This is a genomic window from Mesorhizobium sp. M0119 (assembly GCF_040322615.1).
Lineage (GTDB): Bacteria > Pseudomonadota > Alphaproteobacteria > Rhizobiales > Rhizobiaceae > Mesorhizobium.
In genome coordinates this window covers 77,233-99,096 of sequence record NZ_JAMYTU010000003.1, presented here as the reverse complement: position 1 = coordinate 99,096, position 21,864 = coordinate 77,233, and the positions used below count along the sequence as shown (strand labels likewise).

Sequence of the window (21,864 nt, the reverse complement as noted above, 5' to 3'; positions counted from 1 at the left end):
GGGCCGATGCAGTAAGGCTCCCAATAGCATGAGTCCGGAAGCTGGAAAGGTTCGTCTCGATGAAAAACGCCAGGGAAATCCCCGCCGCACCCTCATCGGGGCCGCTGAAGATCATGATCGACGGCAAGGAGCGGGAGTTCGACATCGAGGCCCCCACGCTTCCCGACTGGGTCGAGGACCGCAAGCTGACCGCCGGCGGCTATCCCTACGACAAGAAGATGAAGAGCGAGGAGTACGACGAGAGGCTAGAGAAGCTGCAGATCGAGCTGGTCAAGGCGCAGGCGTGGCTACAGTCGACAGGCAAGCGGGTAATGTCGCTGTTCGAGGGGCGCGACGCTGCCGGCAAGGGCGGCACAATCTTCGTTTTGCGCCAGTATCTGAACCCTCGCACGGCGCGCAACGTGGCGCTGACCAAGCCAACACCCACCGAGCTTGGACAATGGTACTTCCAGCGCTACGTCGACCACTTCCCGACGTCGGGCGAATTCGTCACCTTCGACCGCTCCTGGTACAACCGCGCCGGCGTTGAACCGGTGATGGGATTCTGCACGCCCGAGCAGCACGAGCAATTTCTGGACGAGGTTCCGCATTTCGAGCGGATGATCCGCAACGAGGGCATACATTTCTTCAAATTCTGGCTGAACGTCGGCCGGGAAACGCAGCTCGAGCGGTTCCACGACCGTCGCTGGAGCCCGCTGAAGAGCTGGAAGTTTTCGCCGATCGACGTCGCCGGCATCACCAAATGGGACGACTACACCAAGGCGCGCGACCTGATGGTCGAACGCACGCACAAGGAGTTCGCGCCCTGGATCATTGTGCGGGCGAACGACAAACGGCGCGCGCGGCTGGCCGTCATGCAGCGCATTCTCCTTTCGCTTCCCTATGACGGCCGCGACCTCGACGTCATCGGCAAGGAGGACAAGAAGATCATCGGCGAAGGGCCGACTTTCCTCGAAAAATAAGCTCACCTCATCGATACGCGGCTTTCATGCCGCCAGCCGGGCTATCCGCTGCAGTCGCTTCAGCGTGGTGTCGTCCTGCAGCGCCTGCTGGAAAAGCGAGATTTCCTGGTCGATGCGGTCGCAGAGCGCGCCGGTGTCCCCCCTGAGCAGGTCGCGCGTCTGCAGCAGCGCCGCGACAGGCTTCTTGGCGAGCTGCCTGGCTCTTGCCAGCGTGGCTTCCTCGACGCTGCCGTCCGTCACGATCTCGCCGACAAGGCCCAGTGCCCTGGCATCTTCGGCGGCGAGCGTGTCGCCCAGGCAGAAGAAGCGGAACGCCCCGGCATAGCCGAGCTTCTGCGGCGCCAGAATGCTGGTCGCCGCGTCCGGCACCAGGCCGAAATCGACGAACGGCACCCGAAACGTGCTCTTGCTCGAGGCGATCACCATGTCGCAGTGGAACAGGATGGTGCAGCCGACGCCGACGGCGTCGCCGTCGACACAGGCAAGGACCGGTTTCGGGAACGTCGCCAGCGTGCGGAACATATCGGTGACGGCGGCGATCAGTCGCCGATGTTTGGTGGCGTCGAGAAATTCGGAAAAGTCGGCACCGAGGCAGAAGCACCCGGCCAGGCCGCGCAGGACCACAACGCGGACGTCGTCGTCAACGGCGGCTTCGTGGAATGTCCTGGCCAGGCTTTCATAGGCCCGCCTGTCCAGCACCGGGCGGCCGTCACCCGACGACACCGTGACGATCAGCGTGTGATTGCGGAATTCTGCTTTTGAGTGAACGTTCATGGCCTCTCTCCAATCTCACGAGGCGCGTCTCTGTCCGAGCATGTCCGGGTACCCTCTGGCCAGCACCGGCGCAAAGTGGTTGCGGCGCGAACGCACCACGTCGAGCGTGTGCTCGTTGAAGGTGAGCAGTGTGGCAACCACCTGCTGGTTGCCGTAGGTACGCTGGTAACCGAGCGGCGTTGCCAGGAAATGCAGCTGCAGCGCGCGAAGCACCCACATCGGCTCGAATTCGATGATCACCTGGTTGACGTTGCGCTTCAGGCCCCACTCGACGAAGCCGGCGATCAGCTCCGTGCCCACCGTCGACACGCCGCGCCGGCCGTCGCGGAACCCCGGCGCAACCGCATAGCGGGTCAGTTCATAGACATTCGGGCCCGAAGGTGGGGTTCCCTCATAAAGGTCCGCCAGCACGTCGGTTAGAAGATGTGCCCGGGTCGTCGGCAACATCCGCTGATAACCGGCGAGCTCGCCATTGCGGATGACGATCTGGTGCACTGCCTCGTCGTGGTCGAATTGATCGATCTCGAGGCCATCGGGGCGCTGCAGATCGGTCCATCCCATCTCTTCGACGAAAATCTTGTAACGCAAACGATGAACTGCCTCCCAGAGATCGGGCCGTTCCATCAATTCCTGGGTCGTGAGGGAAAAAAACATTTTGCCGTCTCCTGTTTCAATAGGAAGATACGGCCGTGCTTTCCCAAAAAAATTACGCGATCACGCAAGCAAGAATTTCTAGGCCGGCGCGGCCGACCTAGTTAATATAGCCGCGCCTTATCGCTTCCGCGACGGCCTGGACCCGGTTGACGGCACCGAGTTTGCTTTTGGCGTTAAGAAGGTGTTTCTCTGACGTGTGTTCCGAAATGCCGAGAATTTGTGAAATCTCCCATTCGGACTTGCCAACAGCGGCCCATTGCAGGCATTCGCGCTCACGCGGCGTTAATTCGACATGATCGATGGTTTTGCCCGCCATGGTGTGGAGCTGCATTGCGCGGCCAATCGCATACGTCGAGACCAGCGACACCAACCCGAACTCGGCGCTCGACAATTCGACAGCCTCGCCGCCTAGCGACACCATGACGATCTGGCCATCGAGCGTGATTAGCGGGAAGGCCAACCCGTCGCGCAGCTTGAATTCGCCGGCGTCGCCCATCACCTCGCCGCCGCTCTTGCCGATACGGATGCCCTGAGACGCTTCCCGCCACTGGAATGGCGCCTGAAGCTGCTTCATGTGACTGACGACGGGGTCGTGATCGACGTAATTACGCGCGACGTAGCGCTCAAGCCATTCAGCCGGCCAGTCGCAGAGCAGCACATGGTCCTTTTGCTGGTTTCTCGGCGTGCCAGGTTGCGGAACCGTCCCGGCCATCAGTGCCGTCAGCCCGAACCCGCTTGTTACCCCCAGCAGCTTTTCGCAGACGGCGGCCGCTGTGCCGGCGTGCTGCAACTGATCTATCAGCTCCAGGGTACGATCGAAATGACCCATCGCAACATCTACCCCATGTTGCCTTCCGCTCTTGAGGCCAATGGCAGTGATCAACCCGCACCACGCCATCAACCCCGGACTGCAAAGCTGCTTCCCCTGTGCGTCCTACTGCTCCTCTTCAGCCGGCATCACGCAGTCACTTGCAAACTCACTAAACAATATCCCTAAATTGCAATGATGAAACCAAAAACCGTTGTGCCTGTGTTTTTTTCGTACAAAAACCTGTGTTATTTCGTACGAAAGCCGGGGCAAGACCGGACGGAGTCGTCGCGTGGCGTTTCGGCGCATATCCATTTCATTGATCTCGATATTGATCGGAGCGCAATCGCTTGCGGCTGCTGCGCTCGCCGCGGAGCCGCAGGTGCCGGTGTTTTGGGACGCCAAGGAGCGGCTGCCAAAGCCGGACCTTTCGATGCTGCCGCGGCTGCGATTCCTGACCACCACGGATTTCCCGCCGTTCAATTTCCTCGATGGGGCAGGCCGGCTGTCGGGCTTCCATGTCGACCTGGCGCGCGCCATCTGCGCCGAGCTCGGCATTGCCGAAAAATGCCAGATCCAGGCGCTGCCCTGGGCCGAGCTCGAAGGCGCGCTCGGGAAAGGCGAGGGCGAAGCGATCATTGCCGGCATCGCCGCGACGCCGGAGTCGCGGTCGAAATACGCATTTTCACGCTCCTACCTGCAATTTCCGGCACGCTTCATCATGCTGAAGACACAGGCGCTGACCGAACCAATGTTCGACAAGCTGCGCAGCAAGAGTGTCGGCGTGATCGCCGGCTCCGCGCACGAGCGGATGCTGCGCGATTATTTCCGCGACGTCCAAATCGTCCCCTTCGCAAAGCCGGAGGAGCTTTATGGCGAGCTGAAAGCCGGCAAGATCGACGCCGCCTTCGGCGACGGCATGCGTTTCGCCTTCTGGCTCGGCGGTTCGGATGCAGCGGGCTGCTGCCGCTTTGCCGGCGGCCCCTATCTGGCGCCCGAATATCTCGGCTCAGGCATGGCAATCGCCACCAGGGCCGACGATCCGGCACTGGCCGCCGCTTTCGACTACGCGCTGCAGGAAATCTCGGTGAAAGGCACGTTCGCCGAGTTCTATCTGCGCTATTTTCCCGTCAGTTTTTTCTGAGCTTGGCCGCCGGCTCAGGTCAGCGTGCGAAGACGGGCCTTGGCGGCTCGCGCAATGGCGGCGACCGTCAGCGCATCGAGGTCGAGTTCCCGGCGGACGAGCTGCAGGACGCGCACCTCCTCCAGGCGCATTTCGAGATCGACAGCTGCGACCTCGAAGGCGGCGGCATAGGCGGTGTCACGCAGGCGTTCGGGCAGCGCCTCGGCGACACGCGCCAGGACGCCCTCCAGCCCGTCCCTTTCCTGCAGCATTTTCTGGCAGGCCTGGGCGACCTCGACCAGCCGCTCCTGGTTGAAATCCTCAAACACCGGCCAGGATCGAACGACGTCGCCGATCCGCGCCAGTTCGACGTCGGTCATGTCGCGATCTGACGCCGAGGTGATGACCATCAGGTAGATCATGGCTTCGTGTGGCGACAATGGCATTTACAACTCCTTGCGATGGTCCCGAAGTTAGGAACGAGGGACCGGCGCCGCAAGGAAAAACAGCCGCGATCGTTGGCGCTCCGGTCACGCTTTGGAACTTCATCCATCCTGACTATCGGGAGCGGGGCTCTTAGTCTTCTTGCCTGATCACGGTCCTGCCCGAAAACCGGGTTCCACTTTTCGGGATCATGGTCTAGAGCATGCGGCTGCCGGCATGGATGCTGGCAAAGTTGCAGGAATAGCATCATGGCCGAACAACAGCCGATCGATCTCAGCCCGGAAGTCCTCGCCGCCGCCGCCGAAAGCAAGGCGTGGCCATTCGAGGAAGCGAAAAAGATCGTCGCCCGCTACGCGAGCAGCGGCTACCCGGAAACGGTGCTGTTCGAGACCGGCTACGGCCCGTCCGGCCTGCCGCACATCGGCACGTTCGGCGAGGTGGCGCGCACATCTATGGTGCGCCACGCCTTCCGCGTGCTGACTGAAGACAAGGTCAAGACGCGGCTGCTGTGCTTCTCCGACGACATGGACGGATTGCGCAAGGTGCCGGACAATGTGCCTAACAAGGACATGCTGCGCGCCTATCTCGGCAAGCCGCTGACCAGGATACCGGACCCTTTCTCAAATGATTATCCGTCCTTCGGCGCCGCCAATAACGCACGGCTGCGCGCTTTCCTCGACCGTTTCGGCTTCGATTACGAATTCGCTTCCTCGACCGACTATTATACTTCCGGCCGCTTCGACGCGACGCTGCTCAAGATGCTCGAACGCTTCGATAAGGTGATGGCAATCATGCTGCCGTCGCTGCGCGAGGAGCGGGCGCTGAGCTATTCGCCCTTCCTGCCGATCCATCCCAAGACCGGCATCGTCATGCAAGTCGCGATCGACGAGCGCAAGCTCGACGCCGGCACCATCGTGTGGCGCGACCCGGACACCGGCGAGCGCTTCGAGACGCCGGTGACCGGCGGTCATGCCAAGCTGCAATGGAAGCCAGATTGGGCGATGCGCTGGGCAGCACTCGGCGTCGATTACGAGATGTCCGGCAAGGATCTGATCGATTCCGTCAAGCTCGCCGGGCAGATTTGCCGCGCGCTCGATGCTCCGGCACCGGAGGGCTTCAATTATGAGCTGTTCCTCGATGAGCACGGCCAGAAGATCTCGAAGTCGAAGGGCAATGGGCTGACCATCGACGAGTGGCTGACTTACGCGCCGACCGAGAGCCTTAGCCTTTATATGTTCCAGCGCCCGCGAACCGCGAAGAAGCTTTATTTCGACGTCATCCCGAAGGCGGTAGACGAATATTACACGTTCCTCTCTGCCTATCAGAGGCAGGACTGGAAGGAGCGGCTGGGCAATCCGGTCTGGCACATGCATGACGGCAATCCCCCGGCAGTCGACCTGCCGGTTCCGTTCTCGCTGCTGCTCAACCTGGTCAGCGCCTCGAATGCGCAGAACAGGGACGTGCTGTGGGGTTTCATTTCGCGCCACGCGCCGGGTGTGACGCCGACAACCCATCCCGAGCTCGACCGGCTGGCCGAATATGCCATCCGCTATTTCGACGATTTCGTGAAGCCGGCGAAAGTGTACCGTGCTGCCGACGCGGTCGAGCGCGAGGCGCTGACCAAGCTTTCGGAAGCGCTCGCCGCGCTGCCGGCTGATGCCGACAGCGAGGCAATCCAGAACGCTGCCCTCAATGTTGCGCGCAAGATCGAGCGCTACCAGGATCATTCCAAGCAGAGCCCGGAGGGCGGACCCGGTGTCTCCGTCGCCTTCTTCCAGATGATCTATCAGGTGCTGATAGGTCAGGAACGCGGGCCGCGCTTCGGCTCCTTCGCCGCGCTCTACGGCATCGCCGAAACGCGCGAGCTCATTCAGCGGGCGCTGGCTGGTCAGCTGGCGGCATGAGGATGCCGTCTTGCTCCTCCAGGATCGAGCTAGGCGCTACAGGCGCGGATCGCGACGCAGCAGCCGGGAGCGGCGGCAGGCCTGAAACGCTCGGCGCCGGCCCGAAGACGCCTTTTTTTGCTGCACGCGCCTTTTCGCCGGCTTCTAGGTAAGGGCCGCCCTTGGCGGCGCGCGCCCAGCCATTTTCGACCAGCCATTGGCCGATATCCTGATTGCCGATCCGGCACTCGGCGGCGATCAGATCACGACCGCCTTCGGGCGGCACGGCACAGACCACCGCACGACTGCGGAGAAAGCCGCGGAAGGCCGTTCGCGCCCGGATGCCGCAATTCCAGGACTCGCCGCCGTCGGTGCAAGTCTCCTCCTGCTTGACGATGTCGATACCGGAAACCGCAATCGAATAGCCCTTTGCTTCGATGACCCCGGCGGCCGACGCGACGGGCTGGAATAGTTTCGTGCCTTTCCAGTCGTCGGGCATTTTCGTTTTTGGCGGCTTGGGCGGTCCGGCCAATGCCAGATCGCTTAACGGGGCGCGCGGCTCTATCCGTTCAAGCTCGTTGGAAGCGAGCTGCGGCGGCACCACGATTTCTGGATCGATTGCCCTCGAATGCGCCGCCTGCTTGGCCGGCACTGGTTTCGGGATGGCCGACGTAGCCGCCGCGGCGGGCTGCGGTTCAGCGCCGACCTGGATTTGCTCCCAGGGGCCGCCGCTTTCGCTCTGGACGGCGCGGCCGCCGGCGACAATTGCCGTGGCCATCGCCGAGATCGCCAGAACAGCCAAGGCAAGCTGAGGCAGACGCACCGGCCCCGCGCCTACTGGCTTGCCCAGACAATCCGCGCCACCCATTCGACATCGCGCATGGGGATGTCGCGGTCCGGGTGATCGGGATTGAGGGAGACCAGCGCGATCGACTTCGGTGTCTGGCGGTCGAGCACCTTGGCCATCACCTCGCCGGCATTGGTCTTGACGACGACGCGATCGCCCTTTCGTATGGTAGCCCCCGGCTCGACGATCAGGACATCGCCATTGCGATAAAGCGGCAGCATGGAATCGCCCTGGACCTTCAAGGCATAGGAGGTTTCGGTTGCCCGTGCCGGAAGCTCGATCAGGTCCCATCCCTGCCCCGCCGGAAACCCGGCGTCATCGAAGAAGCCACCGGCGCCCGCCTGGGCGAAGCCGAGCAGCGGCACCGACGATCTCTGCACGGGCAGTGCGCCGGAATTACCGCGCCCTTCGACCAGCCCCGCAAATTCATCCAGCGAGGCGCCGGTCGCCTCGATGATCTTGGCCAGCGATTCGGTCGACGGCCAGCGCGGCCGCCCATCTGAGGACAGCCGCTTCGATTTGTTGAAGGCGGTCGAGTCGAGGCCAGCGCGCCTGGCCAGTCCGGAGGCCGAAAGCGAATAACGCTCGGCAAGAGCGTCGATGGCGGCCCAAACGCGGTCGTGCGAGAGCACCATGCTCTCCTTCGAAACAGGAAAAAATACCTTCCCTGTTCTACCCCTTGGCCGCCATCTTGTCCACCGCCGAAGACGGCGTCAGGCTGCCTCCTTGGCCTCGTCCCTGGTATAGGGATCGAAGCGCTCGTAGAAGGTCTCGCCCTTCTCGGCCATGTCGAGCAGCAACTTCGGCGCCTTGAACTCGGCGCCGTATTTCTTCTGCAGGCGCTTGGCGAGTTTGACGAATTTCTTCGCGCCGATGCCGTCGATGTAGGACAGTGCACCGCCTGTATAGGGCGCGAAGCCGAAGGCCAGGATCGAGCCGACATCGGCCTCGCGCGGATCGGTAACGATGCCCTCTTCCATCACCCGTACTGCCTCAAGCGCGATGGTGACCAGCAGCCGCTGCTTCAGTTCCTCATAGTCGACCTGCTCCGGCGCCAGCTGCGGGTAAAGATCCCTCAGGCCTGGCCACAGCTTCTTCTTGGCCGGTTTTGCCGGATAGTCATAAAAGCCCTTGCCGTTCTTGCGGCCCAAGCGACCATGCGTGTCGACCATCGTGTTGATCAGCGCCATCTGCTTCGGATCGACCGCCTTGTCGCCGAGGTCGCGCATGGTCTGCTTCATGATCTTCTGGGCAAGGTCGATCGCCGTCTCGTCGGTCAACGCCAGGGGACCGACCGGCATGCCGGCGGCTTTCGCCGCATTCTCGATCATCGGCGCCGGAACACCTTCGATCAGCATCTTGTAGGCTTCCGACATGTAGCGCAGCACGCAGCGATTAACATAGAAACCGCGCGTATCGTTGACGACAATCGGCGTTTTCTTGATGGCACGGACAAAGTCGATCGCGGTTGCCAGCGCCTTGTCGCCGGTTTTCTTGCCGAGGATGATCTCGACCAGCATCATCTTGTCGACCGGCGAGAAGAAGTGGATGCCGATGAAATTCTTCGGCCGCGCCGAATTCCTGGCCAGCGATGTAATCGGTATGGTCGACGTATTCGAGGCGAAGATCGCCGACGGCTTGAGTACAGCCTCGGCCAGTTCGGTGGCACCCTTCTTTACGGCCGAATCCTCGAATACCGCCTCGACCACAAGATCGCAGCCGGCGAGATCCGCATAGTCGGCCGTCGGCGTGATCAGCGACAGCAACTGATCCTTGTCCTGCGGCTTGGCACGGCCCTTCTTTACCTGATCCGAGATCAGGTTGTCGGAATGCGCCTTGCCCTTGGCGGCAGACTCCATGTCTCGGTCGAGCAGCACCACCGGAATGCCGGCCTTGGCCGTCACATAGGCGATACCGGCGCCCATGAAGCCGGCGCCGAGCACGCCGATCTTCTTGAACGTCGTTTCCGGCACACCGGCCGGGCGGCGCGCGCCCTTGTTCAGTTCCTGCAGCGACACGAACAGCGAACGGATCATCGCCGCCGCTTCCCTGGTCTGCATGATCTCGGTGAAGTAGCGTTGCTCGATCCGCAAGGCGGTGTCGAACGGCACCAGCAGGCCCTCGTAGACGCATTTCAGGATGGCGGCAGCGGCGGGATAATTGCCATAGGTCTCGCGGCGCAGGATGGCGATGGCCGGCGGCCACAGATTGGCACCGGCCATCGAATAGATCGGAGCGCCGGGCAGCTTGAAGCCTTTTTCGTCCCAGGGCGCCACCGGTTTCAAGCCGTTCTTGATCATCGCCTTGGCGGTTTCGACCAGCATCTGCGGCTCGGCAATCTCATGGATCAGGCCCATCGACTTGGCCTTCTGCGGCGACAGCGTCTGGCCGGAGGTCAGCATTTGCAGCGCCTGCTGCTGGTCGGTCAGCCGTGGCACGCGCTGGGTGCCGCCGGCGCCCGGAAAAATGCCGATCTTCACTTCGGGAAGCGCCATCCTCACTTTGTCTGAATCGGCCGCGACACGGCCATGGCAGGCGAGCGACAATTCGAACGCGCCACCCATGCAGGTGCCGTTGATCGCCGAAACCCATGGCTTGCCCGAGGTTTCCAGCTTACGGAACAGGCCATTCATAGTGCCCGCATTGTCGAACAGCGCCTTGGTCGCCTTCTCCGGGTCCTTCGCCTTGTCGGCGGCGAAGGTCGCCAGCATCTTCTGCAGCATGGTGATGTCGGCGCCGCCCGAGAACGTATCCTTGCCGGAGGTGATCACCGCGCCCTTTATCGCTGCATCGCTCGCCACTTTGTCGACGATGGCGTTCAGTTCGAGCATCACCTCCTCGGTGAAGACGTTCATCGAACGGTCCGGCATGTCCCAGGTGACCAGCGCAATGCCATCGGCGTCGATGTCGAGGGTGAAATTGGTGTAGCTCATCATCTCTCTCCGTCAGACGCGTTCGATGATCGTTGCAGTGCCCATGCCGGCGCCGATGCAAAGCGTCACCAGCGCGGTGTTGAGGTCGCGGCGTTCCAGTTCATCCAGCACCGTACCGAAGATCATCGCACCGGTGGCGCCGAGCGGATGGCCCATGGCGATGGCGCCACCATTGACGTTGATCCGGTCATGCGGGATGTCGAAAGCCTGCATGTAGCGCAGCACCACCGAAGCGAAGGCCTCGTTGAGCTCGAACAGGTCGATGTCCGACAGCTTCATCTTCGCCCGCTTCAACAGCTTCTCGGTGACGTCGACGGGGCCGGTCAGCATCAGCACCGGTTCGGAGCCGATGTTGGCGAAGGCACGGATGCGCGCGCGCGGCTTGAGGTCGAGCGTCTTTCCCGCCTTTTTCGAGCCAAGCAGCACGGCCGCCGCGCCATCGACGATGCCGGACGAGTTGCCGGCATGGTGGACGTGGTTGACCTCTTCCACCTCGGGATGCTTCTGCACGGCGACGGCGTCGAAGCCGCCCATTTCGCCCGGCATGACAAAGGACGGATTGAGCGCGGCCAGCGACTGCATGTCGGTCGAAGGCCGCATGTGCTCGTCGTGATCGAGAATGGTCAGGCCGTTCTGGTCCTTGACCGAGATCACCGAATTCTTGAAGCGGCCCTCGCCCCACGCCTTGGCGGCACGTTTCTGGCTTTCGACCGCGTAAGCGTCGACGTCGTCGCGCGAAAACCCGTATTTGGTGGCGATCAGGTCGGCCGAGATTCCTTGCGGCACGAACCAGCCGGGCAGGCCGACCGATGGATCCATGAACCAGGCGCCGCCGGAGGCGCCCATGCCGACGCGCGACATCGATTCGACGCCGCCGGCAATGACGATCTCGTCGGCGCCCTGCGCGATCTTGGCGGCGCCGAAATTGATGGCGTCCAGTCCCGAGGCGCAGAAGCGCGATATCTGCATGCCAGGCGCCTTGGTGTCGTAGCCGGCCTCGAAAGCGGCGGCACGTGGAATGACCGCACCCGCCTCGCCAACCGGATCGACACAACCGAAGATGATGTCGTCAACAGCGGCGGTGTCCAGTCCGTTGCGGTCGCGGATGGCCTCGAGCACCTTGGCGCCGAGCCGCACCGCCGGCACTTCGTGCAGCGAGCCATCCTTCTTGCCCCTGCCGCGCGGCGTGCGCACGGCATCATAGACATAAGCTTCGGCCATTTTCCTGCTCCTTGGGTTTGCTGAAAGTCGCTCAGAGTGAGCGCCCGATCAGCAATTTCATGATCTCGTTGGTGCCGCCGTAGATGCGCTGGACGCGGGCGTCGCGAAACATGCGCGCAATCGGATATTCATTCATGTAGCCATAGCCGCCATGCAATTGAAGGCATTCGTCGACGACTTTTCCTTGCAGGTCTGACAGCCAGTATTTGGCCATCGAGGCCGTCACCGGGTCGAGGCCACCGTTAATGTGGCGGGCAACGCAGTCATTATAAAAGACGCGGCCGATGGTCGCCTCGGTCTTCAATTCGGCAAGCTTGAACTGGGTGTTCTGGAATTCGATGATGGCCTTGCCGAAGGCCTTGCGCTCCTTGACGTAGTCGATGGTAAGCGCCAGAGCCCGCTCGACCATGGCGATAGCAGTGGTGCCGATCTGCAGCCGCTCCTGCGGCAATTGTTGCATCAACTGGACGAAGCCCTGGCCTTCGTCGTTGCCGAGCAGGTTCGAGGTCGGCACACGCACGTCATTGAAGAACAGTTCCGACGTGTCGTTGGCCTTGAGACCGATCTTGTCGAGGTTGCGGCCGCGCTCGAAACCCTCCACCTCGTCGGTCTCGACGACGATCAGCGAGATGCCCTTGGCGCCCTTCTCAGGATCGGTCTTGGTAACGACGATGATGAAATTGGCGAGCTGGCCGTTGGTGATAAAGGTCTTCGAGCCGTTGAGCTTGTACCGGTTGCCGTCCTTTTCGGCGCGCGTCTTGACGCCTTGAAGGTCGGAGCCCGTACCCGGCTCGGTCATGGCGATGGCGCCGATCAGCTCGCCGCTCGCCAACCTCGGCAGCCACTTCTTCTTCTGCTCCTCCGAGCCGTAGTGGAGGATATAGGGGGCAACGATCGAATTGTGCAGGCCAATGCCGAACCCGTCGACGCCGACATGGCCGATCGCCTCGATGATGGCGCTCTCATGCGCGAAGGTGCCGCCCGATCCGCCATATTCCTCCGGCATCGAGGCGCAGAGCAGGCCGGCAGCACCCGCCTTCCGCCAGCTTTCGCGGTCGACCATCTCGTTCTTCTCGAACTCGTCATAACGCGGCGCGATCTCTTCCGACATGAAGCGGTGCGCCATGTCGTAAAGCATGGCAACCTCGTCCGCCGCCCAGGCGGGCTTGGGAAGGCCAAGGATTTCGGCGGGGTTGGTCATGTTTCTCTGATCCTCCTTCCAAGCACGCCGCCAGAATTGAGGCTGGCGCGCTGCCGTGGCGACCCCTCCCGGCCGCTTTCGCGGCCACCCTCCTCTCGAGGAGGAGGGGAACCTAGAACGCTTCCGCCGGCAGTGCCATCAATGTATCGGCACCGCTGGAGATGCGGGCAAGATGCGCCGACGTCTCCGGCATGATCCGCTCGATGAAGAAGCGCGCCGTCACCAGCTTGTTGTCGTAGAAAGACGAAGCGCCGTCGGCGCCATTCGCCAATTTCACTGCGGCCACCTTGGCCATCCGGGCCCACATATAGCCCAGCGCTACCAGGCCGAAGAGATGCATGTAGTCGGTCGAGGCGGCACCGGCATTGTCGGGCTTGGCCATGCCGTTCTGCACCAGCCACATCGTCGCCGCCTGCAGATCGTTGAGGCCCTTCTTCAGCGCCTTGGTGAAGGGCGCAATCTTCTCGTCGGTGCGGTTTTCCTCGCAGAACTCGCCGACTTCCCTAAAGAAGGCCTGCACCGCGCGACCGCCATTCAAGGCCAGCTTGCGGCCGACGAGGTCGAGCGCCTGGATGCCGTTGGCACCCTCATAGACCATGGCGATGCGCGCATCGCGGACGAACTGGCTCATGCCGTGCTCTTCTATATAGCCGTGGCCGCCGAAGACCTGCTGCGCCATTACCGCATGATCGAAACCCTTGTCGGTGAGCACGCCCTTGACCACCGGCGTCATCAGGCCGGTGTAGTCGTCGGCGGCCTGCCGATCCTTGTCGTCATCGGAGCGGTGAGCGATGTCGGACTTGATCGCCGTCCACAGCGCCAGCGCGCGGCCGGCCTCGTTGAAAGCCTTCATGGTCATCAGGCTGCGGCGGATGTCCGGATGGACGATGATCGGATCGGCCTTCCTGTCCGGCGCCTTCGGCCCTGACAGCGAGCGGCCCTGCAGACGATCCTTGGCGTAGGAAACCGCATTCTGATAGGCGACCTCCGATAGCGAGAGCCCCTGCAGGCCGACGCCAAGCCGCGCCTCATTCATCATGGTGAACATTGCTTTCAGCCCGCCATTGGCCTCGCCGAGCAGCGTGCCTTCAGCGTCGTCGTAATTCATGACGCAGGTCGAGTTGCCATGGATACCCATCTTCTCCTCGATCGAGCCACAGGAGACGGTGTTCTTCTCGCACGGATTGCCTGAGGCATCGAGCTTGAGCTTCGGCACGATGAACAGCGAGATGCCCTTCACGCCATCCGGCGCGCCCTCGATACGGGCCAGCACAAGGTGGACGATATTGTCCGACATGTCATGCTCGCCGGCCGAGATGAATATCTTCTGGCCGGAGATCCTGTAGGTGCCGTCGCCATTTGGGACGGCCTTGGTGCGCAGCAGGCCAAGATCGGTTCCGCAGTGCGGCTCGGTCAGGTTCATGGTGCCGGTCCAGGCGCCCTCGACCAGCTTCGGCAACCATGTTGCCTTCTGCTCTTTGGTGCCATGGGTGATGATCGCAGCGATCGCGCCCTGCGTCAGGCCGGCATACATCATCAGCGACATATTGGCCGACACCATATATTCGGCAACCGCAGTGTGCACCGCGTAGGGCAAGCCTTGCCCGCCAAACTCGACAGGTGCGGCGAGCCCCATCCAGCCGCCTTCGCGATACTGGTCGAAGGCTTCCTTGAAGCCTTTCGGCGTCGTTACCGAACCGTCGTCATGGCGCATGCAGCCTTCCACGTCGCCGACACGGTTCAGCGGCTGCATCACGTTTTCGGCGAGCTTCGCACCCTCGGCAAGGATGGCCTCGAGCACATCCGGCGTCGCGTCGGAAAATCCGGGAAGATTGGAATAACGCTGATATCCCAACACTTCGTTCAGCACGAACAGCGTGTCCCGGACCGGCGCTCTGTAGATCGGCATGCGTTTCCTCCACCATGCGGTCTTGGCCCCGAAATCAGCCCCAGCATATGAGGATGGCAGGCGGACCAACGTTACGGTCGAGATAACAAATATTGACGTTTGCGTAAACGTCAATTCTGCGGTGCGGCAAATTTTCTGCCGCGCGCCAAGACGGCAAACGACGAAGGACGGCAAACGACGAAGAACCGCGCAGCGAAAGCCACGCGGTTCTCATTCGTCGGAAATCGACAGGTTAGTTTAGCTCGCCACGCTGGCCTGCGGCGCCGAGCGCTCGATCAGCATTTTCCGGACGGTCGACATCGAAGCACTCAGTTCGCTGATGGCATCGTCGATCAGCGCCCGCTGCTTCTGCAGACGGGCAAGCTGCTTCTCCGACTTGTCGAGCGCCAGCCGCAACTGCTTGGTGTTGGAGCCGTTCGGATCGTAGAGGTCCATCATCTGCTTGACGTCGCGCAGCGAGAACCCGAGCTTGCGGCCAAGCAGGATCAGCTTCAACCGGGCCCTGTCGCGGCGCGTATAGAGACGGGTCGATCCGTCACGCTGCGGGTTGAGTAGACCCTTGTCCTCATAGAAACGCAGCGTACGCAACGTCACTCCGTATTTCTTGGCCATTTCGCCGATGCGGACAAGCTCTTCACCGGCTTCGCTCGACATATCGTTGGTGTTGGCCGCGGCTTGGCCGGGCGAAATAAGTTTCATGGTCACTGGCTTTCCCCGTCTGGTGGCGTCGCGGTCGCGGACCTTGCGTCGCCTGAGTGAAAGCGGGGGCGTGCTTCCACTCGTGGTTTCAACAAACAAATCGCAAACGGCGTAATCCGCTCATTTACGTTTACGTCAATTCTATATCGATAGCCGCCTCACCACGCAAGAGCGTTCTGGTCTTGCAACTTTATGCCGCAGCACCAGCGGATAAACCCAAAAATCGCGGTCGACTTCGGAAAGAACCCTGCGGCAGATCAAAATTCTACAGCGTCCTTTGTGCGTCCAAAGGGACACCCGGCGCCCTCGGCAGCAAGCCGACAAAGTTGCAACTTCTTAAGCTTGGTTAACGCGTTGTTTACCACGTTGGGGCGAAATGTGCGCATGTCGGTTACCCGTGTCTATCCTGTATTGAATTTTTCACGGTTTTCGGAGCGCGGATGAGACCCGGGAAGCTCGTCTTCCACTGCAACAAGCCAAGCAGTCGCCTTCGTCCCGGCAGGACTTTGGGAACCTGGTGAAAGCCAGCAATTCTGGAACGGGCGCATTGATGAACAGCAAGCGGTCCTACCTCGATACACTCAACGCCGGCAGGCAACGCCGGCCGCACACGACGCTTGAAGAGCTCAACCGCTCCCTGGAAACGCTGGAGCAGCGGCTGGAGCGGACGCGCGAGGAGACGGCAAGCCACCCAGATCCGCGCCGACCAGGGGCAGAACCGCGCTATCCCAGCGCCCAACCCTATGGCCAGCAGCGCCGGTATGAGGACCCACGCGCGCAGCGGCCGAAAGGTCCAGCAGCGGCTTTCGACCAGAATTACCAGGCGATCGCCCGCGATATAGACCGGGTGCGCGGGCAGGAGGACGGCGTCGCCCTAGCCGGCAAGATCGCCGGGGAATTGCGCGGCCTGCGCGAAGAGTTGCGCCAGCAGATGACCTCCGGCCTGCAACGCGAGTTCGAGGTACTGCGCAAGAATGTCGAGCGAGCCTTCCAGTCAAATGGCGGCGGCAAAGGCAGCGCCGAACTCGGCGTCGAATTCGAGCGGCTTTCCGGCGCCATCCAGACACTGGCCGAAAAAAGCGACGACAGAAGCGTCAATATGCTGCGGCTCGAGCTTGAGCAGGTCAAGGCCGCGCTCGATACGCTGGCGCGCGAGGAGAGCGTGCAGGCGGTCGGACGCCGCTGGGACGATTTCGACCGCCGCTGGAACGCCTTCGAGGACCGCGTCGAGGCCGATCAGCGCAAGCGTTCCGATGCACCCGGCCTGTCGGCGCTGACGGAGCGGCTCGAACAGATCAGCAATGCCGTCAGCAATCTGCCGGAATCGCTGTCGCTGCGCTCGCTCGAGGAAAAGGTCCGGACGCTTGCCGGAGCGGTCGACCATTTCGCCCGCCAGCAGGACAATCGCGGCGGCGACACATTCCGTCAGATCGACGAGCGGCTCGACGAGATTTCCCGCGCGATCGTCGCCTCGACGGTTGCCGCGCAAGCCAATTCGTTCGACCCCGAGCCCTTCGAACGCATCGAGAAGCGGATCGATTCACTGGCCCAGCAAATCGAAGAAGTGTCGCAGGATCGTCCGGGTCGGGAGGTCATCGACCGTCTCAACACATTGTCGAGCCGCGTGGATGAGCTGGCCGGCCGAGCCAATCTGCCGGAACAGGCGATGGAGCGCCTTGCCAGGCAAGTCGCGCTTATTGCCGACAAGATCGACCACGCACCTGCCATGCCCGACGCGGACTACATCTTCCAGGGGCTCGAGCAGCGCTTCGACGTGCTGTCCAGCATGATGGAACGTCGCCAGGGCGACGCCATCGAACAAGGCAACATGCTGTTTCGCGACCTTGAGCGCCGGTTGGACGAGGTCGCCGACAGGCTCGACCAGCGCATGCCGCAGGTCGACAGCGCCGGCATCATGGATGCCATCGACGCCCGCTTCACCGCGCTGGCCAAGCGGATGGAGACGCGCGTTCCGGATCCTGCCAACGAGGCGGCGATCCGTGGCCTGGAGAGCCGGCTCGAAGACATCTCAAGCCGGCTGGATTCGTCCGCGGCACAGGTCGCAAGCATCGACCCGGCGTTGATCCGCAGCCTTGAAGCGCAGGTCGCCGGCCTGACGGCGCATCTTTCCCAGCCCGGCACGCCGCTGCCGGAATTCGACGACATCAGCCCGCGTCTCAACGACATCGAGAAGTCGCTGGCCGGAACCCGCGATTCCATCCTCGGCGCGGCGCGCGAGGCGGCTGAGAGCGCCGTCCGCTCGCTGGCCGGATCAAGCGCGAACACGGCGGCCGTTACCGGCCTCGCCCAGGACCTGAAGACGCTTGAGGCACTGACGCGCCGTTCGGACGAGCGCAATTCGAGGACGTTCGAGGCTATCCACGATACGCTGCTCAAGATCGTTGACAGGCTTGGTTCACTGGAGACCGGCGAACCGGCAAGCGCGGAGTTGAGCAAGCGCTTCGGCCGGGCATCCAAGATCTCGGTGCAGGACGCACCGTCGATGGACCTCGACCAGCCGCTGCCGTTGACGGGCAGCATGGCCGATCTCGACGGTCGCGCCGCGGCGCTCGTGCGAGACGAACCAGGTCCGCGTACGCCGGCCGAGGCCGCCGCCGCAGCCGCCCTGGCGGCTCTCGGTTCAGACACGACGCGTGAAAAAACCGAGCAAGGCGGCGGCAGGAAATCGATGTTAGGCGGGCTGGCGCGCGCCTTGAAGGGCAAGAAGGACGCCGAGATGCCGCCGCTTGCAGGCTCGGCGCCGAGCGCCGAGATACCGAGCGTCGATCTCGACGAGCCCCTCGACCCCAAGCTCGCCAACCGGCCACTGGAACCCGGCTCCGGTGCACCCGACCTCAGCGCCATCATGAAGCGCGTGCGCGACGAGCGCGGGCAGCCGGCCCGGGAAGGCGCCGAAGCGGCGAAGTCGGACTTCATCGCGGCAGCCAGACGGGCTGCGCAGGCGGCGGCTGCCGAGGCGGACGCCCTCAAGCGCCAGTCGACGATGAAAGGCCCGGTCAAGGCGCTCAGGATCGGCGACCTGCTCAAGGCGCGGCGCAAGCCGATCCTGATGGGGGCAATCGCCATCATGCTGGCGCTTGCCGGCCTGCAACTGGGCAAAGCCTTCTTCTCCGACCCGGTCGAAGTCGCCAACAATGAGGCGGCACCGGCCGTGGCCGTACAGCCGGTGGAAACCGCATTGGCCAGCGTTGCCAGCGAGCCGAAGGCGGACGCGCAGACGACAACACAGGAGAGTGCGCCGTCGCCCACCGTCAGGCAGGCAGAGCCATCCGCATCGATGACCAAGGACGACACGGCGGCGCAAACCGGCCCCGCCACAGCGGCAACCGAGGCATCGACGGCGCCCTCGGCTGCCGCGGCATCCGCTGACCTGGCGGCGCCAGACACCACGGCCGCAGTGCCCGCGCCGTCAGCGGCGACGGCCAGCGACGCTGAGCCAATGGCTGCCGCGCCTGCTACCACCACCGCCGCGACGCAGGACACGACCGGCACGGTGCCGCCGGCGGATGCTGCCGCGGCAGCAGGCGCCAAGATCGACGTTCCGGCCGATGCCGGTCCGGTCGCCCTGCGCGATGCAGCGGCCGACGGCGACGTCAAGGCGTTGTTCGAGATCGGCTCGCGCTACGCCGAGTCGCGCGGCGTCAAGGAAGACATGGCGGCGGCGGCCAAATGGTATGAGAAAGCTGCTGAACTCGGTTTCGCACCGGCAGAATACCGCATCGGCAATTTCTACGAGAAGGGCATTGGCGTCGCACGTGACGTCAAGAAAGCGAAGACCTGGTACCAGCTTGCCGCAGAGCAGGGCAATGCCAGCGCCATGCACAATCTGGCCGTGCTGTTTGCGATGGCGGCGGATGGCGTGACCGACAATGAATCGGCAGCGCGCTGGTTCCAGGCGGCGGCGGATCTCGGTGTCAAGGACAGCCAGTTCAATCTCGGCATCCTCGCGGCGAAGGGCGTCGGCATGAAGCAGAACCTCGAGGAGAGCTATAAATGGTTCGCGCTCGTCGCCAAGACCGGCGACAAGGATGCGGCGGCCAAGCGCGACGAGATCGCCAAGGCGCTGAGGCCCGAGCAGCTGGAGCGTGCGCGGGCCGCGGCTGAACTGTGGAAGGCCAAGCCGCTCGATCCAGCCGCCAATTCGGCCGACATTCCTGAATCGTGGCAGGACGGCACTCCGCAGACAACGGCCGGCATCGATATGAAGAAAGCGGTCCAGAACATCCAGCGCATTCTCAACAAGAACGGCTACGAGGCCGGCAATCCCGACGGCATGATGGGCCAGAAAACCAAGAACGCGATCATGGCCTTCCAGGCCGACAACGATATGAAGGCAACCGGCGCGATCGACGAAAAGCTGGTCAAGGCGCTACTCGCGCGTAAATAACGGCAGATGCGTCGTTTCCGCGACGCCCTTGCCACAGATTTGCCTGTTAACTGATTGAGTTGTTTTTTGTTTCGGCGGCGCGGCGAAGTTTGACTTGACCGCCCGGCCGGCGCAAGAACGAAATAGTCTTTTGGCGCAAGATGCCCGCAACGGTTGCATTCGCCAGGAGGCAAACTGATCGAGACTGACGGGTGGGCATCTATCTCCCGATCGCGGAAATTTCCGTCAACATCTTCGTACTGCTGGCCATGGGTGCGGCGGTAGGTTTCCTGTCGGGCATGTTCGGCGTGGGCGGCGGCTTTCTCATTACGCCGCTGCTGATCTTCTACAACATACCGCCGGCAATCGCGGTCGCCACCGGCGCCAACCAGGTCATCGCTTCCTCCTTCTCCGGCGCCCTGTCGCACATGAAGCGCGGCACGCTCGACTTCAAGCTCGGCGGCGTGCTTTTAGCCGGCGGCATCGTCGGCTCGACCGGTGGTATCTATGTCTTTGCGCTCCTGCGCCGGCTCGGCCAGCTCGACCTGTTCATCTCGCTGCTCTACGTCGTGCTGCTCGGCACCGTCGGCGGACTGATGCTGGTCGAGAGTGTCAATGCACTGCGCGCCACTCGCAGCGGCGCCGCACCGGTATTGAAGAAATCCGGCCAGCACAATTGGATCCACCGTTTGCCGCTAAAGATGCGGTTCAGGGCCTCGAAGCTCTTCGTCAGCGTCATTCCGGTGCTTGGGCTAGGCGCGGCGATCGGCTTCCTGTCCTCGATCATGGGCGTCGGCGGCGGCTTCATCATGGTGCCGGCCCTGATCTACCTTTTGAAAGTGCCGACCAACGTCGTCATCGGCACCTCGCTGTTTCAGATCATCTTCACCTCGGCCTACACCACGCTGGTCCACGCCACCACCAATCAGACGGTCGACGTCATGCTCGCCTTCCTGTTGATGGCAGGCGGCGTCGCCGGCGCGCAATATGGCGCCAAGGCTGGTCAGAGGCTGCGGGGCGAGCAACTCAGGGCGCTGCTGGCGCTGCTGGTGCTGGCGGTAGCCATCCGGCTTGCCATCGATCTTTTCGTCACGCCGCCCAATCTCTATTCGCTGTCCGGCGTGGGCCTGAGCTGATGGCTGGCTTGAGGACGCTCGCGGCCGCCGCCTTGCTGTCGCTGCTGGCCATTGCGCCACCGGCGAAGGCGCAGACGCCATTAACCGAAAACATCCAGATCGGCCTTTCCACCGACAATGTCTCGATTACCGCCGGCTTTTCCGGCGCCGACCTGACCATCTTCGGCTCGCTGGAAAATGCGGATCCGCTTGTCGCGCGGCAAGGGCGCTACGACGTGATCGTCGTGCTGGAAGGCCCGGCCCGACCGGTCGTCGTGCGCCGCAAGGACCGGGTGCTCGGCGTCTGGGTCAATCTGGAGTCGGAGACCTTCAAAAACGTACCTGTCTCCTATTCGGTGGCGACGACGCGGCCGCTGCAGGACGTCACCGATCCGAACAGCTACAAGCAGCTGTCGCTTGGCGCCTCCAACCTCTATTTGCAGCCGGCCGACGCCGAGGACAGCCCGGCGACAATCGAGGAGTTCACCGCCGCGCTGCGCGAGCGCAAGGCGGCGACAGGCCTCTACAGCGAGAATGTCGGCGGTGTGCAGTTCCTGTCGCAGAACCTGTTCCGCGCCACCGTCAGGCTCGCTCCCAACGTTCCGGTCGGCACCCACAAGGCCCGCGCCTTCCTGTTCAAGAGCGGCCTGTTCATCAAGGAAAGCTCCGCCCAGCTCGAAATCCGCAAGTCCGGTTTCGAACAGTCGATCTTCCGCGTCGCCCACGACTACTCCTTCCTCTACGGTGTCTTTGCCGTATCGCTGGCCATGCTGACAGGCTGGCTCGGAAGACTGGTCTTCAGGAAAGACTGAACTCTCGTAAAAGTGGTTTCCCTTTCCGAGGGTATGGGCTAGACCGCGACCCCCGGCCCGACCGGACACGAGCTGCTGCTCCCCAAATCAGA

The 21,864-nt window shown here is 62.7% G+C and carries 17 protein-coding genes; 6 read left to right on the top strand and 11 right to left on the bottom strand.

Features of this window, described 5'->3' with window-relative positions; all coding sequences use genetic code 11:
• Positions 1–59: 59 nt before the first annotated feature.
• A complete protein-coding gene (gene ppk2 / locus NKJ40_RS04125; protein WP_352464890.1) occupies positions 60–962 on the top strand; it encodes a polyphosphate kinase 2 in 903 nt (300 codons plus the stop codon).
• Between the two features lie 24 nt (positions 963–986).
• On the opposite strand, the gene NKJ40_RS04120 is transcribed toward ppk2, so the two are convergent.
• From NKJ40_RS04120 to NKJ40_RS04110, 3 genes are all read right to left on the bottom strand, one after another.
• Positions 987–1,736, bottom strand: coding sequence for an enoyl-CoA hydratase-related protein (locus NKJ40_RS04120; RefSeq protein ID WP_023677343.1), 750 nt, complete (start codon positions 1,734–1,736; stop codon positions 987–989).
• Between the two features lie 15 nt (positions 1,737–1,751).
• Positions 1,752–2,390 (bottom strand): acyl-homoserine-lactone synthase, encoded by a 639-nt coding sequence (locus NKJ40_RS04115; protein WP_352464889.1) that lies wholly within the window; start codon positions 2,388–2,390, stop codon positions 1,752–1,754.
• 97 nt (positions 2,391–2,487) lie between these two features.
• Positions 2,488–3,219 carry a helix-turn-helix transcriptional regulator gene (locus tag NKJ40_RS04110; RefSeq protein ID WP_023677341.1) on the bottom strand — a complete coding sequence of 244 codons (732 nt, stop codon included), beginning with the start codon at positions 3,217–3,219 and terminating at the stop codon, positions 2,488–2,490.
• A gap of 271 nt (positions 3,220–3,490) precedes the next feature.
• Between NKJ40_RS04110 and NKJ40_RS04105 the strand changes: the two genes are divergently transcribed.
• Complete coding sequence (locus NKJ40_RS04105) at positions 3,491–4,342, top strand: ABC transporter substrate-binding protein (protein WP_352464888.1); 852 nt, start codon at positions 3,491–3,493, stop codon at positions 4,340–4,342.
• 14 nt (positions 4,343–4,356) lie between these two features.
• Here the strand turns inward: NKJ40_RS04105 and NKJ40_RS04100 are convergent, their stop codons facing one another.
• The gene (locus NKJ40_RS04100) at positions 4,357–4,767 is read right to left on the bottom strand and encodes a tellurite resistance TerB family protein (protein WP_352464887.1); all 411 of its coding nucleotides are present in this window, start codon (positions 4,765–4,767) and stop codon (positions 4,357–4,359) included.
• Between the two features lie 246 nt (positions 4,768–5,013).
• On the opposite strand from NKJ40_RS04100, the gene NKJ40_RS04095 reads away from it, so the two are divergent.
• Positions 5,014–6,669 (top strand): lysine--tRNA ligase, encoded by a 1,656-nt coding sequence (locus tag NKJ40_RS04095; RefSeq protein ID WP_352464886.1) that lies wholly within the window; start codon positions 5,014–5,016, stop codon positions 6,667–6,669.
• On the opposite strand, the gene NKJ40_RS04090 is transcribed toward NKJ40_RS04095, so the two are convergent.
• The 7 genes from NKJ40_RS04090 to NKJ40_RS04060 all read right to left on the bottom strand — a co-directional run bounded on the left by NKJ40_RS04090 (position 6,632) and on the right by NKJ40_RS04060 (position 15,458).
• On the bottom strand, positions 6,632–7,471 hold the full coding sequence (locus NKJ40_RS04090; RefSeq protein WP_352464885.1) for a thermonuclease family protein: 840 nt from the start codon (positions 7,469–7,471) through the stop codon (positions 6,632–6,634). The two genes, NKJ40_RS04095 and NKJ40_RS04090, sit on opposite strands and share 38 nt — an antisense overlap.
• Before the next feature lie 11 nt (positions 7,472–7,482).
• Positions 7,483–8,127 (bottom strand): S24 family peptidase, encoded by a 645-nt coding sequence (locus NKJ40_RS04085; protein ID WP_292659493.1) that lies wholly within the window; start codon positions 8,125–8,127, stop codon positions 7,483–7,485.
• A gap of 81 nt (positions 8,128–8,208) precedes the next feature.
• Positions 8,209–10,428, bottom strand: a complete 2,220-nt coding sequence (locus tag NKJ40_RS04080) for a 3-hydroxyacyl-CoA dehydrogenase NAD-binding domain-containing protein (protein WP_352464884.1) — start codon at positions 10,426–10,428, stop codon at positions 8,209–8,211.
• A 12-nt stretch (positions 10,429–10,440) separates the two neighbouring features.
• Positions 10,441–11,649 carry an acetyl-CoA C-acetyltransferase gene (locus tag NKJ40_RS04075; protein ID WP_352464883.1) on the bottom strand — a complete coding sequence of 403 codons (1,209 nt, stop codon included), beginning with the start codon at positions 11,647–11,649 and terminating at the stop codon, positions 10,441–10,443.
• A gap of 31 nt (positions 11,650–11,680) precedes the next feature.
• Entirely contained in the window at positions 11,681–12,850 is a 1,170-nt protein-coding gene (locus NKJ40_RS04070; protein WP_352464882.1) for an acyl-CoA dehydrogenase family protein, read from the bottom strand.
• 112 nt (positions 12,851–12,962) lie between these two features.
• Positions 12,963–14,759 carry an acyl-CoA dehydrogenase gene (locus NKJ40_RS04065; RefSeq protein WP_352464881.1) on the bottom strand — a complete coding sequence of 599 codons (1,797 nt, stop codon included), beginning with the start codon at positions 14,757–14,759 and terminating at the stop codon, positions 12,963–12,965.
• Between the two features lie 237 nt (positions 14,760–14,996).
• Complete coding sequence (locus NKJ40_RS04060; RefSeq protein ID WP_352465091.1) at positions 14,997–15,458, bottom strand: MerR family transcriptional regulator; 462 nt, start codon at positions 15,456–15,458, stop codon at positions 14,997–14,999.
• Between the two features lie 550 nt (positions 15,459–16,008).
• Here NKJ40_RS04060 and NKJ40_RS04055 point away from each other — a divergent pair.
• The 3 genes from NKJ40_RS04055 (at position 16,009) to NKJ40_RS04045 (ending at position 21,772) form a co-directional block, all read left to right on the top strand.
• Entirely contained in the window at positions 16,009–19,866 is a 3,858-nt protein-coding gene (locus NKJ40_RS04055; RefSeq protein WP_352464880.1) for a peptidoglycan-binding protein, read from the top strand.
• Positions 19,867–20,057: 191 nt separating this feature from the next.
• Positions 20,058–20,981 (top strand): sulfite exporter TauE/SafE family protein, encoded by a 924-nt coding sequence (locus NKJ40_RS04050; RefSeq protein WP_023676949.1) that lies wholly within the window; start codon positions 20,058–20,060, stop codon positions 20,979–20,981.
• Positions 20,981–21,772, top strand: a complete 792-nt coding sequence (locus NKJ40_RS04045) for a TIGR02186 family protein (protein ID WP_352464879.1) — start codon at positions 20,981–20,983, stop codon at positions 21,770–21,772. Before NKJ40_RS04050 ends, NKJ40_RS04045 begins: the two co-directional genes overlap by 1 nt.
• Positions 21,773–21,864 lie beyond the last annotated feature (92 nt).

Bases quoted from the DNA above. Each gene is read 5' to 3' on its own strand.
- ppk2 (WP_352464890.1), top strand. From the start codon at position 60: ATGAAAAACGCCAGGGAAATCCCCGCCGCACCCTCATCGGGGCCGCTG.
- NKJ40_RS04120 (WP_023677343.1), bottom strand. From the start codon at position 1,736: ATGAACGTTCACTCAAAAGCAGAATTCCGCAATCACACGCTGATCGTC.
- NKJ40_RS04115 (WP_352464889.1), bottom strand. From the start codon at position 2,390: ATGTTTTTTTCCCTCACGACCCAGGAATTGATGGAACGGCCCGATCTC.
- NKJ40_RS04110 (WP_023677341.1), bottom strand. From the start codon at position 3,219: ATGGGTCATTTCGATCGTACCCTGGAGCTGATAGATCAGTTGCAGCAC.
- NKJ40_RS04100 (WP_352464887.1), bottom strand. From the start codon at position 4,767: ATGCCATTGTCGCCACACGAAGCCATGATCTACCTGATGGTCATCACC.
- NKJ40_RS04095 (WP_352464886.1), top strand. From the start codon at position 5,014: ATGGCCGAACAACAGCCGATCGATCTCAGCCCGGAAGTCCTCGCCGCC.
- NKJ40_RS04080 (WP_352464884.1), bottom strand. From the start codon at position 10,428: ATGAGCTACACCAATTTCACCCTCGACATCGACGCCGATGGCATTGCG.
- NKJ40_RS04075 (WP_352464883.1), bottom strand. From the start codon at position 11,649: ATGGCCGAAGCTTATGTCTATGATGCCGTGCGCACGCCGCGCGGCAGG.
- NKJ40_RS04070 (WP_352464882.1), bottom strand. From the start codon at position 12,850: ATGACCAACCCCGCCGAAATCCTTGGCCTTCCCAAGCCCGCCTGGGCG.
- NKJ40_RS04065 (WP_352464881.1), bottom strand. From the start codon at position 14,759: ATGCCGATCTACAGAGCGCCGGTCCGGGACACGCTGTTCGTGCTGAAC.
- NKJ40_RS04060 (WP_352465091.1), bottom strand. From the start codon at position 15,458: ATGAAACTTATTTCGCCCGGCCAAGCCGCGGCCAACACCAACGATATG.
- NKJ40_RS04055 (WP_352464880.1), top strand. From the start codon at position 16,009: ATGAACAGCAAGCGGTCCTACCTCGATACACTCAACGCCGGCAGGCAA.
- NKJ40_RS04045 (WP_352464879.1), top strand. From the start codon at position 20,981: ATGGCTGGCTTGAGGACGCTCGCGGCCGCCGCCTTGCTGTCGCTGCTG.